The sequence below is a fragment of the Castellaniella sp. WN genome (assembly GCF_054457555.1).
This window is the reverse complement of sequence record NZ_JBTKZC010000002.1, coordinates 532,516-550,654: the sequence shown is the minus strand read 5'-3', so window position 1 is coordinate 550,654 and position 18,139 is coordinate 532,516. Positions and strand designations below refer to the sequence as shown.

Genomic DNA, 18,139 nt, shown 5'->3' with positions numbered 1-18,139 from the left:
GGGCATGGCTTGGTCGGCGGTGGATCTCAGGGCCGGACGGCGTAGTGCAGCAAGGTCGGTCCATAGCTGCCTTGCAGGGTATCCTGGCGGGCCTGAGCCAGTCCCGCCGCTTCCATCCGTTCGCAGAATTTCTCGACGTGGCACAGCGGGTGGGAATCCGTCAGGATTGCCTGGTCCATTTGTCCCAGCCCTCCCTCGGCGGGCGCGCAGGCCGGTGCGCAGAACCAGTGCGCCGAGCAGACGAGGCCCCCGGGCGCCATCCGTTCGGCCAGAGCGGACAGGTCGTCGTTCAAAGTCCGGCGCCGCGTGTACTGGCTGTGGAACAGGATGGCCATGTCCCAGGAGGTGCCGATGCCGGCGCCGGCCGGCGGCCCGTCCGGTTCGACACGGCAGCGATCCGCCACGCCGAACCACGCCAGGTTGGCCCGTGTCTGTGAAATCGCCGCTTCCGGCACTCGAATCAGCGCCTGCCGCGCGGGCAGGGTCAGAATCAGCCGGGCGCCCAGCAGGCCGTTGCTGGCATCGCAGCACATCAAGTGGTCGATCTGCCTGCCCCGGCAATGCGCCGCGAGCCAATCGGCCAGAGCCCAGGCATCGTCACGGAGTGGATGCTGCAGGGCGGGAACACGGCGGGTCGTCAAGGGCGCCAAGGACTCATGGCGGGTTTCGCGCATGAAGTCATCCAGCCTGGCCCAGCGGCCGTCGGGCTGGGCCAGGGCGTCCAGATATTCGCCGACATACCAGGGGCTGTCGCGCAGCAGCAGCGGACGGGCCTGGGGATCGAGCGCGTACCGGTTGTCCGCATCCTGTCGCAGGCAATCGATATCGCACAGCGCCTGGAGCCATGCCGACAGGTGCGCGCCGCGCAGTTCCAGCGCTTGTGCGATCTCGGGGCGAAGCAGCGGGCCATGCGCGTCCAGTCGTTCGAAGAGGCCCAGGGACAGGGCGCTGCGCAGAATCTGGAAGGCTTTGTGGCCGTCGATGAGGGATTCGAGCGCGGGTATTCCGGCGGGGGGTGTCGGCATTGCGCCGGCGGCCGAAATGGAGGGAACCTGGGGTTGCAGGGCGGTGGGTGCGGTCATGGAAGGGCTCCGGTCGAGGTTGATGAGGTGTCGGGTCCGCCGCCGAGGATTTCGTCGATCTGCGTCGGGGTGAGCGGCGTGCCGTACAGGTCCCTGTAAAAGGCTTCGACCCCGGACACCAGCGTCTTGCGGTCGATGCGATCCGGGTGGAAGACGGAGGCGGCCCAAAGCACGGTCAGCGCCTGTTCAGCCGTCCGGTTGCCCCACATGTGGGCGCCGGCGGGCGTGACGGCGATGCGGTGGTCCCGGATGGCCGTCACGCGGGCCAGACGTGGGTCGCGCAGCAGCAGATCGACGTCCCCGCGGCTGGGCACGATCATGATTTCGGGATCCCAGGCCAGAATCTGTTCGGGGCCGAAGGCCCGGGTCTCGATCGCCATGCCGTCGTCCGTGACGCTCTGGCCGCCGGCCGCGGCGATCCACCATTCCGCGACGCGATGGGGGCGTGTCATGGATCGGGGGTTCAGATACAGTACACGGGGGCGCCGCACCGTGGCGCCGCCCAGGTGTTCATGCACCAGGGCCAGGGTCGCATCGAAGGATGCCCGATAGTTTCGCGCCTGCTCCGTGCGGTCCAGGGCGAGCCCCAGCAGGTCGATCGCCTGTCGGACATCTTCCGGGTCGCGCCAGGCCAGCACCAGGGCGGGAATGCCTTGAGCCTCCAGCTGATCGGCCGTGCGGCGGTCCATGGTGAGCGCCAGATCCGGCCTGGCCTGGATCAGGGCCTCGATGCGGATGGACCTGTCCGGGTTCTGCAGGCTGGGCAAGTCGCGCAAATGGGGAGCGAACCGGTATTGGTATTCCCATTGGGGGTGGCGGGCGAAATCCGGCAGGCCGTTGATGATGCGGTTTCCGGCTCCCAGGGCGAAGACCATGCTGTTGATGACGGGAACGGAGCCCAGCGTGGCGATGCGCCGGATCGGTTGTTCCAGGGTCACTTGCCGGCCGGCCATGTCCCGCAGGACCGGGGCCGCCGGCGCGGGGAATGGTTTTCCGGCCAACAGTATTGCTGTGACGCAGAAAGCCAGGATGCGTTTCAACATGAGGCGCCTTTCATTCGGGGAGTGCAGGCGCATGGCGCGCCTTCGTGAAAACTGATGTGGATGGGGTGGTCGTAGAGCCGGCCCAGCAGCTGAGTGTCCAACAGGCTGCGGGCGGGGCCGCAGTGTGCGAGCCGGCCGTGCTCCAGAACGGCGGCCTGTGCATCCAGCAGCCAGGCGTGTTCGGGCTGGTGGGTCGTGAGCAGTACCGCCAGGCCTTCCTCGTTGAGCGACCGGATCAGCGCCAGCATCCTTCCCTGGTTGCCCAGGTCGAGACCGGCCATGGGCTCGTCCATCACCAGCAATGAAGGTTCCTGCGCCAGCGCGCGGGCCACCAGGGCCAGCCGCTGCTGGCCGCCGCTGATCCGGTCGAAGCGTCGTGCGGCCAGGTGGGCGATGCCGACACGGTCCAGGGCGTGTGTCGCCATGGCCAGGTCGTGGGCGCCCGGCAAGGCCAGCGGCGACAGATGGGGGGTGCGGCCCAGGAGGACGAGGTCGCGCAGGGACAGGGCGGGCGCCGCGGTCTGCTGGGGCACGTAGGCCATGGCGCGGGCCCGCTGTCGGCCTCGCAGCGTGTCGCCGCCGGGATCACGAAGGACGATGCGGCCCTCCTGGGGCTCCAGCAGTCCCGTCACGCAGCGCAGCAGAGTGGTCTTCCCGGTGCCGTTGACACCCAGCAGACACAGGCTGTGGCCGGCGGACAGCCGCAGATCGATGTGCCGCAACACGGGCGTTGCTTGCCGGGGATGGGAAAATGTCAGGCGGGATATTTCTAGGACCATGTGCGTTTCGCCCGGACCAGGATGGCGATGAACAGGGGAGCGCCCAGGATGGCGGTGATGATGCCCAAGGGCAGTTCAATGGCGAAGGCCGTGCGGCACAGGGTGTCGACCGTCACCAGGAACAGGGCGCCCAGGAGCATCGATGCCGGCAGCAACAGGGGATAGGATGTGCCGACCAGCAGCCGGGCCAGGTGGGGGACCAGCAGGCCGATCCAGCCGACGATGCCGGCCACGCTCACGGCGGCGGCCGTCGCCAGGGTGGCGGCTGCGATCACCAGCAATCGGACGAGACCCACGCGCACTCCCAGCGTTCTTGCCTCGTCGTCGCCCGCCTCGATGACCTGGGTAGGCCAGCGCAGCAGCATCAGGATCGCCAGTCCGGACAGGGCCGGCGGGGCCGCGACGGCCAGGTCGTGGGGAGTGGCCCGGGCCAGGCTGCCAAGCAGCCAGAAAACGATGGCGGGCAGGGTGTCCTGCGGATCGGCAAGGTATTTCAGTCCCGAGGTAAAGGCCTGAAACAGGGCCGAAATGACCAGTCCGGACAGGATCAGGATCAGGATCGAGCCCCGTCCGAGACGTGTCGAAAGCGCCAGGGCCAGTGTGACGGCCGCGAGGCCCCCCGCGAAGGCCGCCGACTGGACGGCCAGGGCGCTGGCTTGCGACAGCATGGCCAGCGCGGCGCCGAAGCCGGCGCCGGAGGAAACTCCCAGCAGCGCGGGCGAGGCCAGGGGATTGCGAAACAGTGTCTGGTACGCGGCTCCCGCCGCCGCCAGGCTGGCGCCCGTCAGCACGGCGGCGGCGATCCGGGGCAGCCTGATGGACCAGACGACGTCGCTGGCGGCCAGTTCCGGCGATGGCGACCAGAGCAGGGCGGCCACTTGTCCCGGCGGAATCGGGTAGTCGCCCCGGCCCAGGGCCAGCACGATTCCCGCGGCCAGCAAGGCGGCCAGCGCAAGCAATGCCGGACGGCCGGCGGCGTAGGGTCTGGACATCGGGTCAGAACCGCCCGGACAGGGACATGACGACCGTGCGGGGGGCGCCGGGATAGTAGCTGGTTCCGCCGCCGACGGCGTAGTCCGAGGAATTGATGACGCCGATGTAGCGTTTGTCGAACAGGTTGGATACCGTCAGTCCCAGCGTGGCGTCCCGGATGCCCATGAAGCGGCTGAAATCATAGTAGATTCCGGCGTCGACCACGGTATGGCCCTCGACGCGTTCCCATTCTTCCGTATCGCCGAAGCGCGGGCCGATATGGTTGGCCGCCAGCATCAGGGTCCAGGCTCCCGGCCGCCATATCGCGGTGGCCTTGGCCATGTGGCGTGGAGAGTCCTGCATCTGCTTGCCGCCGACCGGCACGACGGTGCCGGCCTTGGTGGTGATGTCATCGTCGTAGGACGCCTTGTTCCAGGACCACGACAGGTAGAAGTCGAGGTCCGCGACGGGACTCAGGCCCAGTTCCAGTTCCAGCCCCTTGGCGGTCGCGCGGGCCACCGACTGGTGATATGACACGCCGATGTCGGGATCGTACATGTTCAGCTGCTTGTGCTTGTAGCGCGTGTAGTACAGCGTCGAGGCCAGGTAGCCCAAGGGGAAGTCGTAGCGCAGGCCCAGGTCGTAGTTGTCGGACTGTTCGGGACGCAAGTCGTTCCAGATGTCGTTGAAATGCAGGCCCGCCGCCTGGAAGGCGCTCTTGTTCTGGGTATAGGTGCTGGCGACCGATCCCCAGTTCTGCCGCCCGTAGGTCCGGCCGTAATGGGCGCTGGCCAGCAGTGCTGGTGTGATATGCCAGGCAATGCCGGCATTCGGCAACCACGAGCGGTAGGTGCGTCCTTCGGAGAACATGTCGCCGCTTGGCGTGACGCCGTCCGCTTCGAAGTACTGGAAAGACGGATCCTCGTACTGCATGTAGCGCAGGCCGCCGCTGATCTCCACGGACCCGTGACGCCAGGTCGCCGTGGCGTAGGGGTTCATGTATTTGTGGCGGGTGGTTTCGGCGAGCGTGCTCCATTGGCGGAATCGAAGGGATCCGTCCGGCTGGATTTCATAAGATGCCCGGTCTGTGGGCGGGGGGGGCGCCGCACTGGACTGATACCAGTATCCGATCCGCCACTCGCCCCAGTCCGGACGGGACTCGTAGTGCAGGTCGAAGCCGTAGTTGTCGTGATCGATGTTCCAGCGATTGACGCCGGGTTTGTTTTTGCCCAACTCGTTGGCGCCGCCCGAGAGCACCCAGCCTTTCTCCTGCCAATAGTAGGGCTTGAATACGATCCCGTCCCGGTCGCTCAGGGCGATGCGCAGATCGCCGATCAGGGCCTTGTTGGTCAGTTCCTGGCGGTTGAACCCGTAGTAGAGGATGTCGTCCTTGGCGGATCCGGTCAGGCGATCGTTGTAGACGATGTCCTGGTACAGGGATTCGTCACGGACCTGGTCGTAGTTCAGCGGTCGGATCGAATCCCAGCGGATCTCGTGGTGGACGCCATAGATCTGCGCCTGGATCCGGGGCGTGATGTCCAGGGCGAGGGCGGCCTCGACATTGGTCCGCCGTGAATCGCCCGGGCCGCGCCACTGGTCCGCCCTCGTGTCGGAAAATGAGAGGAACCCGCGAGCCGCGTGATCCCCCAAGTCTCCCGTATCCAGCCGGACGAACGATCGGCGGAAGTCATAGGTGCCGAAGGATTGCGAGGCCTGGACGCCGAAGGCATGTTCAGGCCAGCGCAGTTCCGAGTCCACCACGCCGGAATTGGAGAAACCGAACCCCTGGTCGGCTTCGACGGGCCCGCGGATCAGGGTCACGCCCCTCAGGTTCTCCAGGTCGATCAGGTCGGCACCGCCTTTGCCATTGGCGAATCCGGGCTCTCCTGCGATCGGCAGGCCGTTCAGGGTTCTTCCGATGTGGGTCGAGCTTTTGCCTCTCAGGCGGAGACTGGCGGGGCGGCCCAGCCCGTAAGGATCCGCGCTCTGAAAGTTCACCGAGGGAGCCGCGCGCAGCGCATTCCATGGATTGCTCTGGGCGGGGCCGCCGAGCAGGCGAAGTCCCTCGGCATCGACGTGGGTCGTAGTCTCGCCGGCGGCACCGGGCGCGATCGGTTCCCGGGCAGTTTCCCCGCGTACCTCGACGGGCGCCAGCGTGCCGACCGCCCGGCGTTCTTCCAGGATTTCTTCCTGGGCCGCGAGCGCGGCACCCGCCCAAAGACCGTGGGCCGCCGCTATCGACGCCAGCCAGAGCGGTGTCCGCTCGAATCGCATGAACAGACTCATGTCATCCCATCGTTATAAAGTTGACTATATTTCGATGGTCAGAGTGTATTTATCATGAATATATGTATCAACATATATAACGATTGATTCACCAAACCTTTGACGTGGGGCAATAAAAGCGATCCGGGAACCCGCGTCCCGTGTTGACGGCATTCCCGACGGTTCGCTTGCGGCCGATGTTGCAACGCGGTAAATTAGCCGCTCGGTCGGCTCCATCGCGGTCGACCGATGTGGCGAACGCTCCCGGGTCACACACCCGGTTTTTTTCGCCTTCCGTCTTCATGTCCCAGGATGTGCCACAAGCGCGGTCCGGGGCGTTCATTTCCACCACGTTGCGCCCCATGGGCGCGTGTGTCTCGTGCCAAGGGGCGCAGACTGGTCCCGCAATGTGTCCGGGCAAAGCGATTCCGTGAATCGCCCAGCGTCGGATCATGTCGCGGATCGCCGGGACTGGCCCGGGCTGCCGACAGGCCGCTTGGTGCCCGACACGGGTCAAGAAAGGAATCATCATGGAACTCAATGGCGCCGACATCGTCGTGCGTTGTCTGATCGAGGAAGGCGTAGACCATGTGTTTGGCTACCCCGGCGGCGCGGTCCTCTACATCTACGACGCGATCTACAAGCAGGACAAATTCCAGCACGTGCTCGTGCGGCACGAACAGGCGGCCGTCCACGCCGCCGATGCCTATTCCCGATCCTCCGACAAGACCGGCGTCTGCCTGGTGACCAGCGGGCCGGGCGTGACCAATGCCGTCACCGGCATCGCCACGGCCTACATGGACTCGATCCCCATGGTCATCATCAGCGGCCAGGTACCCACGCACGCCATCGGCCAGGACGCCTTTCAGGAATGCGACACGGTCGGCATCACCCGGCCCTGCGTCAAGCACAATTTCCTGGTGCGCGACGTCAAGGATCTCGCCGACACCATGCGCCGCGCTTTCTACATCGCGCGCTCCGGCCGTCCCGGCCCGGTGCTGGTGGACATCCCCAAGGACGTCTCCGTGGCGATGTGCAAGTACACACCGCCGCGCGGCCCGGTCCAGTTGCGTTCCTACGCGCCGGTCACCAAGGGCCACCAGGGCCAGATCAAGAAGGCCGTGCAGATGCTGCTGGCCGCCGAGCGTCCGATGATCTACGCCGGCGGCGGGGTCGTGCTGGCCGACGCCGCCGACGAACTGCGCAAGCTGGTCCGGCTGACCGGCGCTCCTTGCACCACGACCCTGATGGGCCTGGGCGCCTATCCGGGCACGGACGAGCGCTTCGTCGGCATGCCCGGCATGCACGGCACCTACGAAGCCAATATGGCGATGCAGAACTGCGATGTGCTGATCGGCATCGGCGCGCGCTTCGACGACCGCGTCATCGGCAATCCCAGGCATTTCGCCCAGGTGCCGCGCAAGATCGTGCACGTGGATATCGACCCGTCCTCGATCTCGAAGCGGGTGCGGGTGGACGTGCCCATCGTGGGCGACGTCAAGGAAGTCCTGCAGGATCTGATCGGCCTGTACGCCCAGTCGATGGCCGAGCAGGGCCTGACCGAACAGCGTCTGGACGCCTGGTGGAAGCAGATCGATACGTGGCGTGGCCGCAAGTGCCTGGACTACGAGAGTTCCGACACGGTCATCAAGCCGCAATTCGTGGTCCAGAAGCTGTGGGAGATCACGCGCGGCCAGGCTTTCGTCACGTCCGACGTGGGCCAGCACCAGATGTGGGCGGCCCAGTACTATCCCTTCCCGGAACCGCGCCGCTGGATCAATTCCGGCGGTCTGGGCACCATGGGCGTGGGCCTGCCCTACGCCATGGGAGTGCAGATGGCCAATCCGGACCGCGACGTCGCCGTCATCACCGGCGAGGGCTCGATCCAGATGAACATCCAGGAACTGTCCACCTGCAGCCAGTACCGCCTGACGCCCAAGATCCTGTGCCTGAACAACCGCTATCTGGGCATGGTGCGCCAGTGGCAGCAGATCGAATATGGTTCGCGCTATTCGGAATCGTATGTCGATGCCCTGCCGGATTTCGTCAAGCTGGTCGAGAGCTACGGCCACGTCGGCATGCGCATCGACAAGCCGGCCGACGTCGAGCCCGCTCTGCGCGAGGCGTTCACGAAATACAAGGACCGTCTTGTGTTCATGGATTTCATCACCGATCAGACCGAGAACGTCTGGCCCATGGTGAAGGCGGGCCGCGGCCTGACCGAAATGCTGCTGGGTTCCGAGGATCTGTGAGGGGATAAGACATGAAACACGTGATTTCCATCCTGCTGGAGAACGAACCCGGCGCTCTGTCGCGCGTGGTGGGGCTGTTTTCGGCGCGCGGCTACAACATCGAAACGCTGACCGTCGCGCCCACCGAGGACGCCACCCTGTCGCGCATGACCATCGTCACGGTCGGCTCCGACGAGATCATCGAGCAGATCACCAAGCACCTGAATCGCCTGGTGGACGTGGTCAAGGTCGTCGATCTGTCCGAAGGCCCCCACGTCGAGCGTGAACTGATGCTGATCAAGGTCCGCGCGGTCGGCAAGGAACGCGAGGAAATGAAGCGCATGGCGGAAATTTTTCGCGGGCGCATCATCGACGTCACCGACAAGACCTACACCATCGAACTGACCGGGGTGCAGGACAAGATCGCCGCCTTCATCGGGGCGCTGGACCGCACCGCCATCCTGGAGACGGTCCGCACCGGCGTGTCCGGCGTGGGTCGCGGCGAACGCGTACTGAAGTTGTGAGCCCCGCTGTACCTACCTCGCAGCTTGCAAGCTGCTCGGATTCGTCAGGCACGAAATAGTCCGCAGGGACTATTTCATCTCCTGCCTCATCCCAACCTCTCTTTTCAGAATTAAAAAATCGGAGTTTCGACATGAAAGTTTTCTACGACAAAGACTGCGACCTGTCCCTGATCAAGGGCAAGACCGTCGCCATCATCGGCTATGGTTCCCAGGGCCACGCGCACGCGCAGAACCTGCATGATTCCGGCGTCAACGTGACCGTCGGCCTGCGCAAGGGCGGCGCTTCCTGGAAGAAGGCCGAGAACGCCGGCCTGGCCGTCAAGGAAGTCGCCGAGGCCGTCAAGGGCGCCGATCTGGTCATGATGCTGCTGCCCGACGAGAACATCGCCCAGGTCTACCGCGGCGAGGTCGCCGCCAACCTGAAGGCGGGCGCCGCGCTGGCCTTCGCCCATGGTTTCAACGTGCACTATGGCCAGGTCGTGCCGCGCGCCGATGTGGACGTCATCATGATCGCCCCCAAGGCCCCGGGCCATACTGTGCGCAGCACCTACACCCAGGGCGGCGGCGTGCCGCACCTGGTGGCCGTGCACCAGGACGTCTCGGGCAAGGCCCGCGACCTGGCCCTGTCCTACGCCATGGCCAACGGCGGCGGACGCGCCGGCATCATCGAGACCAACTTCCGCGAGGAAACGGAAACCGACCTGTTCGGCGAGCAGGCCGTGCTGTGCGGCGGCACCGTCGAACTGATCAAGGCCGGCTTCCAGACCCTGGTCGAGGCGGGCTATGCGCCGGAAATGGCCTATTTCGAGTGCCTGCACGAGCTGAAGCTGATCGTGGACCTGATCTACGAGGGCGGTATCGCCAACATGAACTATTCGATCTCCAACAACGCGGAATACGGCGAATACGTCACCGGCCCGCGCGTGGTGACCGACGAGACGCGCGCCGCCATGCGCCAGTGCCTGGCCGACATCCAGTCCGGCGTCTACGCCAAGAACTTCATCCTGGAAAACGCCGCCGGTGCTCCGGAACTGACCTCGCGGCGCCGCCTGAACGCGGAATCGCAGATCGAGCAGGTCGGCTCCAAGCTGCGCGCCATGATGCCCTGGATCGCGGCCAACAAGCTGGTGGACCAGTCCAAGAACTGATCATCGCCCGGCTGGGGCCGGGTTCCGACCCGGTCCGGGAAACGGCCGGGGCTGCCTGGATAGGGCGGCCCCGGCCGTTTTCATGTTCAGAAACGGATGTTCAGATGCGCCTGGGCGCCGTGGTCATGGCTGCGCGAACCGAATTGCCCCGTGTAGGCGACGCCCAGCGTGGCGGATTTTCCGATGATAAAGTCCAGGCCGGCTTCCAGGACGGCGGCATCCCGGTCGATCGGCACACCGGCGACGGTGTAGGCCTCGCCGCCGGAGAAGGCCAGCGTCGTGCGTGGCGTGGTGTCGCCGGCCGCATGGCGCCAGCCGATCAGGCCGCGCGCCGTCCCCGTTGCGTGGCCCAGGTCGAAGGGCATCGCGGCCCGCAGGCCCAGTGTCGTGAACGTCGTGTCCGTGTTGCCGGACGCGCTGTGCAGCGCCGCGGCGCCGCCCTGTTCGGTGAAAGCGTCGGTGTGCTGTCGCAGGTACGCCAGATTGGCGAACGGTTCGAACGAGGCGGCCGCCGTGTCGATGCGGTAGCCGATTTCGCCAAAGGCCTGGAAGGTGCGGGCGTCGTAGTCGGCCGTCAGACGGTCGGTATAGCCGGGGAAGGCGACCGGGCGCCGGGTGGAAACCTGGTGCCAAGTGTAGATCGCACCGGTCCGCAGGTTGAGCGCGCCTTGCCGCGTGCCGCCGTAAAGACCCAGGTGAACGTTGTCACTCGACCCGGACGCGTCGCTGCCGTCGGTGTCGAAACGGTCGTGACTGTAGCCGGCCAGGATGCCCAGGCGCAGCCTGGGCGCCACCAGGCCGTCGACGCCGGCCAGAAAACCGCTGCTGGACCGGTGCAGACCGGCGGCGTTGTCGTCGCTGTCGCTGCGGCCCCAGGTGCCGAAGGTCGAACCCCAGGCGCTGAAGCGCCCGGTGTTGGCGGGTGCGTGCGGAAATCCGGGCGTCGCCGGGCCGCCGCTGTCCGCGACGGTATTGCCATAACCATAGGCCAGCAGGTTCGGGGCGGCGGCACGGGCGCCCCCCGTGCCGCCCGCACCCTCCGACCCCAGGACGGACTGGAGGCGCCGGCTGAGTGCGTTGCCGACACTGCGGCTGCCGGCGCTCAAGACGTTGCGGGCCGAGGCATGGATCTCGCCCGAAAGCTGATCGAAGGCAGAGCGTGCCTGATCGGCGGAGAGATTGGTCACTGCGTCGTAGACCGTATTGCCCGCGCCCAGGTTTTCCACGCCGGCGCCGGTCGCGCGCTGGTTGGACGTGACGCCGACGGCCGGGAAACGGACATCGTTTCGTGCCATCGACAGGGTGATGCGGTTGGCGTCGTAGCGGAGCGAAGGCGTCAAAAAGGCCAGGTTCGAGGTCACGCCGTCGAACACGCCGTTGACCTGAGCGGCGCTCAGGATGGTGTAGTCGGTTCGGGCCGCGTAGTTGCCGGTCCCCGCCAGCACCTCCACGGTTCCGCCATGGATCGTGGCTGTGCCGCTGGCCTCGATCCGGTCCGATTGCCCTGCCGCGTCGACCTCGACCTGGTAGATCGAGCCGGGGTTGAAGGTGACGTCGGCGACCTTGAGGGTGCCGATGGAATTGCCCGGCGCGAGCGCGGCGCCGGACTGGACCGTGACGTTGCCCACCGTGCCGGTGCCGCCCAGGAAGCCGCCATTGACCGCGATGTGCCTGGCTGTGCCGTTGACCAGCAGCCCGCCGTCTTCGACCGTCCAGTCCTGGCTGCCCGCGCCCGTGAGCGTCCAGGTGCTGGCGCCGGTTTTCTTGAAATCATTGAAAGCCTGGAATTGCTGCCCGAAGCCGATCCTGGATACGTCAAGGCCTGTCGTGGCGTCGGTCGTATTCCCGCCCAGGATGAGCGTGTTCGAGCCGGGGCCGACGACCTTGCCATCGATGGACCAGCCGGCCTGCAGTTCGAGGCTGTTGACGGCGCCGTTGAATTCGATGGCGGTGGCCCGGGTGAGGCCGTCTCCGGACAGGCCGCCGCGGATGGCGCCGGCATTGATGAGGGTGAGGTTGTTGCCGCGGATGCCCGCTCCGCCTTGGCCGGTGATGCCGTCGGCGCCGACGGCGCCGTCGGGGCCGGTGATGCCGCCGCCCGTGCCGCCGCTGCCCCCGTTGCCGCCGCCGCTCCCGCTGCCTCCATTCCCGCCGTTGCCGCCGGAAATGGAGCCGCCACGGCCATTGATGATCGTGGTCATTGCCCCTTGTATGCCTGCTCCCCCGTCACCGCCGTTGCCGCCGAAGCCTCCAGCGCCTCCTGTGCCGCCGTCGTTGCCCACACCACCATTACCGCCGTTGCCGCCGAGGCCGCCGGCGCCCCCGCTGCCGCCGTCGCCGCCGGAGATGGCGCCGTCGTTGATGATCCTGAGGTTCGGCATCGCAATCTGTATTCCCACCGCGCCGGCCCCGCCTGTGCCGCCCTGGCCGCCCTTGCCGCCATCCTGGGCTGGCTGGCCTCCGTTGCCCGCCCCACCGATGCCGCCCGCGCCCCCATCGCCGCCCGCGATGCGCGCGCCGGTCTGGTGGGTCAGGGAGCCTGCGCCGGCTGTCAGCTTGATGCCCGTGCCGCCGTTGCCGCCCATACCACCGTTGCCCCCGCCTTGGCTGGTGCCAGTGCCGAGCATCTGGCCCTTGCCGCCGGCACCGCCCTGGCCGCCGGCACCGCCGAGCACGCTGGCGCTGCTGTCCAGAGAGGGGGCGGAGAAGTCCAGACCCATGCCGCCATCGCCGCCTCCACCGCCGCCGCCGCCCTGGGCGGCGACACCTCCGCCGCTGCCCGCGCCACCGTTTCCACCGTGGCCGGCCGTCATGTTGTCGCCGCTCGTCAAGACCGCGCCGGAAAAGGAGCCGCTTTCGCCATTGCCGCCCATGCCGCCATTGCCGCCGGTGCCGGCGGTGGCATCGGCCCCGCTGGCGCCGTGGGCGCCAGTCCAGTCCCCGGCGGCGGCGGGCACGCATAGGCTTGCCAGCGTCAGCGCCGCGCCGGCAAGCGTCAGGGGCCGGACGCTCACGCGGGGTTTTTTCGAATGTTCGTGGTTCGGTGGGTGGGCGCGCATGGCGTGTCTCCTCGGGGCAGGCCGATGTCTTTATTCCGGTATCTTTCTTTAAGGGTATCAAAATGGTGCCGCGGCAGGCACACGGCCTGAACGTGCCGGTCCTTGAGTGTCCCGCGTATCCGGGTGCCGCTCTGGCGATATCCGGCCGGTCGATCCGCCAGTTGTAGTCTGTTCAAAAAATCCCGTCATTTGGGTTATTCTTGCGCCTACCATGAAAATCCCCCCTTATCCCCACCCCCTGATCGCCCGCGAAGGCTGGCCCATCCTGGCCGGCGCGCTGATCGTTTCCCTGCTGGCGACCTGGTGGTCGCCCTGGGCGTCCGTCCCGTTCTGGGTGTTCACATTGTTCGCCCTGCAGTTCTTCCGCGATCCCGCGCGCGAGGCGCCCGAGGGCGAGGGCCTGGCGCTGTGCCCGGCCGACGGCCGCATCGTCTGCGTCGAGGACGCGGCCGATCCCTACGCGGGGGGGCGTCCGGCCCTGAAGATCAGCGTCTTCATGAATGTCTTCAATGTCCACTCGAACCGCGCCCCGGTCGACGGCGTGGTTCAGTCCGTCCAGTATTTTCCGGGCAAGTTCTTCAATGCGTCCCTGGACAAGGCGTCCCTGGAAAACGAGCGCAACGCCATGGTGCTGCGTACTGCCGACGGCCACACGGTCACGGCCGTGCAGGTCGCGGGCCTGGTGGCCAAACGCATCCTGTGCCACGCCCGGGCCGGCCAGACGCTGTACGCGGGGCAGCGCTACGGCTTCATCCGCTTCGGTTCGCGGGTGGACGTATACTTGCCTCCAGGGACACGCCCCAGGGTCGCCCTGGGCGACAAGGTCAAGGCCACCCGCACGGCCCTGGCCGAACTGCCTGTCGTCTCGGCCGGCGGCGATGACGCCCCCGCCGCCTGATCCGCACCTGATTCAACGCACGAGATCCAAAATACAACTGATGCCTGACGAACCGCAGCGCCGCCGCAGCATCTACCTGCTGCCCAACGCTTTCACCACCGCCAATCTGTTCGCCGGCTTCTACGCCGTCGTCCAGGCCATGAACCAGCACTTCGAGGTCGCCGCCATCGCCATCTTCCTGGCGATGGTGTTCGACAGCATGGACGGGCGCGTGGCCCGGCTGACCAACACCCAGTCCGTCTTCGGCGAGCAGTATGACTCCCTGGCCGACATGATTTCCTTCGGCATGGCGCCCGCACTGGTGATGTACGAATGGTCGCTGCAGGGCCTGGGCCGCTGGGGCTGGCTGGCCGCCTTCGTCTATGTGGTGGGGGCCGCCCTGCGCCTGGCGCGCTTCAACGCCAACATCGGCAAGGTCGACAAACAGTACTTCCAGGGCCTGCCCAGCCCGGCGGCGGCGGCTCTGATCGCCGGCTTCGTCTGGCTGTCGGTGGACAACAAGCTGTCCCTGTCCGACGGCCTCATTCCCTGGGTCGCCTTCGGGACGACGGTCTACGCCGGCGTGGCCATGGTGTCCAACGCGCCATTTTTCAGCGGCAAGTCCTTCGCGCTGGGCCGCAGCGTGCCGTTCTGGGTCATGCTGGTGGTGGTGGCGGTCTTCGTCTTCGTGTCCAGCGACCCACCGGTGGTGCTGTTCGGCCTGTTCGTGCTCTACAGCCTGTCGGGCTGGGTGTTGCTGCTGTGGCGCGTGCGGCGGGCCCGCCGTCTGGGGCAGCGCATGCGGGACTCAAATCCGCTATAATCTTTCCGCGCCACGATCTGCGTGGCGTTTTCATTTGATCCCACGGCAGCGCGCCTCGGTGCTGCCGCTTGTCCATTGAGGAATAAAATGTCTGTTGCAGATATCGTCAAGTCCGACATCGTCGCGCAATTCCAGCGCGCCGCCAGCGACACCGGCTCCCCCGAAGTCCAGGTCGCCCTGCTCACGGCCCGCATCAACGAATTGACCGGCCACTTCAAGACCCACAAGAAAGACCACCACTCGCGTCGCGGCCTGCTGCGCATGGTCAGCCGCCGTCGCAAGCTGCTGGACTACCTGAAGGGCCGCAACCCGGATTCGTACCGTGCGCTGATCGAAAAACTCGGCCTGCGCAAGTAATGCCCGGGGGCTTCGCTCCCCTTGCACGAGCCGTGCACGCTGCGACGTTTCGCGCAGCGTGCGCGGCTTTTTGTCATGGGTCGCCGCAATCGGCCCCGCCTCCGGTGGGCGGGTCGCGGGCAGGAGCCCCGCAGGCGTCCCTTTTATAGGATCAGAAAATGTTCAACAAAGTGAGCAAGTCGTTCCAGTACGGCCCGCACACCGTCGTCCTGGAAACCGGCGAAGTCGCCCGCCAAGCCGGCGGCGCGGTGCTGGTGTCCGTCGCCGACACGGTGGTGCTGGCCACGGTGGTGGCCGCCAAGACCGCCAAGCCCGGCCAGGATTTCTTTCCGCTGACCGTCGATTACGTCGAAAAGACCTATGCGGCCGGCAAGATCCCCGGCGGCTTCTTCAAGCGCGAAGGCAAGCCCTCCGAAAAGGAAATCCTGACCTCCCGCCTGATCGACCGCCCGCTGCGCCCGCTGTTCCCGGACGGCTTCTACAACGACGTCCAGATCATCATCCACACCGTGTCGGTCAATCCGGAAGTCGATCCCGACATCCCCGCCCTGATCGGCGCCTCGGCCGCCCTGGCGATCTCCGGCATTCCCTTCAACGGTCCGGTGGGCGCCGCCCGCGTGGGCTACATCGACGGCCAGTACGTCCTGAACCCCGGCGCTTCGCAGGTGCGCGGCGAGTCCCAGCTTGACCTGGTGGTGGCCGGGACCGAAGCCGCCGTGCTGATGGTCGAATCCGAAGCCAGGCAACTGTCCGAAGACGTGATGCTGGGCGCCGTGGTGTTCGGCCACGAACAGATGCAGACCTGCATCAACGCCATCCACGAACTGGTGGCCGAGGCCGGCAAGCCCGAATGGGATTGGCAGCCCGCTCCGCGCAACGAAGTCCTGGCCACCGCCGTGCGCGCGGCCGCCTTCGAACCCCTGAAGTCCGTCTATCAACTGCGCGACAAGCAGGAGCGCACCACACGCCTGCGCCAGGTCTGCGCCGACGTCAAGTCCAAGCTGGCCGAGCACGCCGCCGCCCGGGGCGATGCCGCCCCCGACGGCGTCGAGGTCGAGAACATGCTGTTCGCCCTGGAATCGGAAATCGTCCGCGGCCAGATCCTGAACGGCGAGCCGCGCATCGACGGGCGCGATACGCGTACCGTGCGCCCGATCAGCATCCGCCTGGGCGTGCTGCCGCGCGCCCATGGCTCGGCGCTGTTCACGCGCGGCGAGACCCAGGCGCTGGTGGTCACCACCCTGGGCACCAAGCAGGACGAGCAGATCATCGACTCGATCATGGGCGAATACCGTGACCGTTTCATGATGCACTACAACATGCCGCCGTTCGCCACCGGCGAGACCGGCCGCTTCGGCGTGCCCAAGCGCCGCGAGATCGGCCACGGCCGCCTGGCCAAGCGCGCCCTGTCGCCGCTGCTGCCCGCCGCGGAAGACTTCCAGTACACCCTGCGCCTGGTGTCCGAGATCACCGAATCCAACGGTTCCTCGTCCATGGCCTCGGTCTGCGGCGGCAGCCTGTCCATGATGGACGCCGGCGTGCCGGTCAAGGACCATGTGGCGGGCGTCGCCATGGGCCTGATCAAGGAAGGCGGCAAGTTCGCCGTCCTGACCGACATCCTGGGCGACGAGGATCACCTGGGCGACATGGACTTCAAGGTCGCCGGCACCGTCAGCGGCATCACCGCCCTGCAGATGGACATCAAGATCCAGGGCATCACCAAGGAAATCATGCAGGTCGCGCTGGCCCAGGCCCGCGAAGGCCGCCTGCACATCCTGGGCAAGATGCGTGAAGCCATCGACGGCTCCCGCCAGGAACTGTCCGACTTCGCGCCGCGCATGCTCAGCATCAAGATCAATCCGGAAAAGATCCGCGATGTGATCGGCAAGGGCGGCGCCACCATCCGTGCGCTGACCGAGGAAACCGGTTGCCAGATCGACATCAGCGACGATGGCAGCATCACCATCGCCAGCGCCGACCTGGATCGCGCCCACGAAGCCGAGCGCCGCATCAAGGAACTGACCGCCGACGTCGAAGTGGGCCAGGAGTACCAGGGCACCGTCCTGCGCCTGCTGGATTTCGGCGCCATCGTCCAGGTCCTGCCGGGCCGCGACGGCCTGCTGCACATCTCGGAAATCGCCAACTACCGCATCGCCGATATCAACGACGTGCTGAAGGTCGGCCAGTCCGTGCGTGTCAAGATCCTCGAGGCCGACGAGCGCGGCCGCCTGCGCCTGTCGGTCAAGGCGATCGGCGGGATCGAGGCCCAGGGCGGTCCCGCCGCTCCGGCCGCGCAGTAACCCGGCCATGTCCGCCGGCCCCCGGGTCGCGCGGAACGAGAAACGGGGGCGCCTCGCGGGGCGCCCCCGTTTCGTCTGGATCCGGCGGTGATCAATAAGCGGCCGTTTCCGTCAGCCGTGGCGGCGCCGGCGGGTGTTTCCCCAGATATTCGTGCTGGAACAGGCGCATCCGCAGCGCGCTGCGGTACTCGCCGTTGATGAAGAATTCGTCCTTCAGCTCGCCTTCGGTCTGGAATCCCATCCGGGTGTAGATGCCGATCGCCTTCTTGTTCTCGGTGTCCACGATCAGGTAGAGCTTGTAGAGGTTCAGCACCTTGAAGCCGTATTCCATCGCCAGCCGCGTGGCGCGGGTGGCGAGGCCCCGGCCCTGGTGTTCCGGTGCGATGATGATCTGGAATTCCGCGCGCCGGTGGACATGGTCGATTTCCACCAACTCCACCAGGCCGGTCCTTTCGCCGTCGCTTTCGACGATGAAGCGCCGTTCGCCCTGATCATGCACGTGCTGGTCGTACAGGGATTGCAATTCGGAGAAGGTCGCGAACGGCTCTTCGAACCAGTAGCGCATCACGCTGGCGTTGTTGTCCAGCTGATGCACGAATTGCAGGTCCGCCCGCTCCAGCGGGCGCAGTTTGGTGTGTTCGGCATGCATGGTCGATATCCTTTCCTTTTGCGTGCTGCC

At 66.5% G+C, this 18,139-nt stretch carries 14 protein-coding genes; 7 read left to right on the top strand and 7 right to left on the bottom strand.

The window, feature by feature from the left end:
- Positions 1-26: 26 nt before the first annotated feature.
- From ACTPOE_RS16420 to ACTPOE_RS16400, 5 genes are read right to left on the bottom strand one after another with little or no spacing between them, the layout of a single operon-like run.
- Entirely contained in the window at positions 27-1,082 is a 1,056-nt protein-coding gene (locus ACTPOE_RS16420; RefSeq protein WP_458873289.1) for a methyltransferase family protein, read from the bottom strand.
- Positions 1,079-2,125, bottom strand: coding sequence for an ABC transporter substrate-binding protein (locus ACTPOE_RS16415; RefSeq protein ID WP_458873288.1), 1,047 nt, complete (start codon positions 2,123-2,125; stop codon positions 1,079-1,081). The genes ACTPOE_RS16420 and ACTPOE_RS16415 overlap by 4 nt, the downstream gene beginning before the upstream one ends.
- Positions 2,119-2,904 carry an ABC transporter ATP-binding protein gene (locus tag ACTPOE_RS16410; RefSeq protein ID WP_458873287.1) on the bottom strand — a complete coding sequence of 262 codons (786 nt, stop codon included), beginning with the start codon at positions 2,902-2,904 and terminating at the stop codon, positions 2,119-2,121. Before ACTPOE_RS16410 ends, ACTPOE_RS16415 begins: the two co-directional genes overlap by 7 nt.
- Complete coding sequence (locus ACTPOE_RS16405) at positions 2,895-3,896, bottom strand: FecCD family ABC transporter permease (RefSeq protein ID WP_458873286.1); 1,002 nt, start codon at positions 3,894-3,896, stop codon at positions 2,895-2,897. Before ACTPOE_RS16405 ends, ACTPOE_RS16410 begins: the two co-directional genes overlap by 10 nt.
- Positions 3,897-3,900: 4 nt before the next feature.
- The gene (locus ACTPOE_RS16400) at positions 3,901-6,162 is read right to left on the bottom strand and encodes a TonB-dependent receptor (RefSeq protein WP_458873285.1); all 2,262 of its coding nucleotides are present in this window, start codon (positions 6,160-6,162) and stop codon (positions 3,901-3,903) included.
- Positions 6,163-6,671: 509 nt separating this feature from the next.
- On the opposite strand from ACTPOE_RS16400, the gene ACTPOE_RS16395 reads away from it, so the two are divergent.
- From ACTPOE_RS16395 to ilvC, 3 genes are all read left to right on the top strand, one after another.
- Positions 6,672-8,393 (top strand): acetolactate synthase 3 catalytic subunit, encoded by a 1,722-nt coding sequence (locus ACTPOE_RS16395; protein ID WP_458873284.1) that lies wholly within the window; start codon positions 6,672-6,674, stop codon positions 8,391-8,393.
- Between the two features lie 11 nt (positions 8,394-8,404).
- Positions 8,405-8,896: an acetolactate synthase small subunit gene (gene ilvN / locus ACTPOE_RS16390; protein WP_323025020.1), complete on the top strand. Its 492-nt coding sequence runs from the start codon at positions 8,405-8,407 to the stop codon at positions 8,894-8,896.
- Positions 8,897-9,027: 131 nt separating this feature from the next.
- Complete coding sequence (ilvC, locus tag ACTPOE_RS16385; RefSeq protein WP_458873283.1) at positions 9,028-10,044, top strand: ketol-acid reductoisomerase; 1,017 nt, start codon at positions 9,028-9,030, stop codon at positions 10,042-10,044.
- 86 nt (positions 10,045-10,130) lie between these two features.
- On the opposite strand, the gene ACTPOE_RS16380 is transcribed toward ilvC, so the two are convergent.
- Positions 10,131-13,103 (bottom strand): autotransporter family protein, encoded by a 2,973-nt coding sequence (locus ACTPOE_RS16380; protein ID WP_458873282.1) that lies wholly within the window; start codon positions 13,101-13,103, stop codon positions 10,131-10,133.
- A 211-nt stretch (positions 13,104-13,314) separates the two neighbouring features.
- On the opposite strand from ACTPOE_RS16380, the gene ACTPOE_RS16375 reads away from it, so the two are divergent.
- The 4 genes from ACTPOE_RS16375 to pnp all read left to right on the top strand — a co-directional run bounded on the left by ACTPOE_RS16375 (position 13,315) and on the right by pnp (position 17,460).
- On the top strand, positions 13,315-14,001 hold the full coding sequence (locus tag ACTPOE_RS16375) for a phosphatidylserine decarboxylase (RefSeq protein ID WP_458873281.1): 687 nt from the start codon (positions 13,315-13,317) through the stop codon (positions 13,999-14,001).
- A 40-nt stretch (positions 14,002-14,041) separates the two neighbouring features.
- On the top strand, positions 14,042-14,803 hold the full coding sequence (gene pssA / locus ACTPOE_RS16370; RefSeq protein WP_458873280.1) for a CDP-diacylglycerol--serine O-phosphatidyltransferase: 762 nt from the start codon (positions 14,042-14,044) through the stop codon (positions 14,801-14,803).
- Between the two features lie 87 nt (positions 14,804-14,890).
- Positions 14,891-15,160, top strand: coding sequence for a 30S ribosomal protein S15 (gene rpsO, locus ACTPOE_RS16365; protein ID WP_043683847.1), 270 nt, complete (start codon positions 14,891-14,893; stop codon positions 15,158-15,160).
- Positions 15,161-15,318: 158 nt separating this feature from the next.
- Entirely contained in the window at positions 15,319-17,460 is a 2,142-nt protein-coding gene (gene pnp / locus ACTPOE_RS16360) for a polyribonucleotide nucleotidyltransferase (protein ID WP_458873279.1), read from the top strand.
- Between the two features lie 91 nt (positions 17,461-17,551).
- Here the strand turns inward: pnp and speG are convergent, their stop codons facing one another.
- Positions 17,552-18,118 (bottom strand): spermidine N1-acetyltransferase, encoded by a 567-nt coding sequence (gene speG / locus ACTPOE_RS16355; RefSeq protein ID WP_458873518.1) that lies wholly within the window; start codon positions 18,116-18,118, stop codon positions 17,552-17,554.
- Positions 18,119-18,139 lie beyond the last annotated feature (21 nt).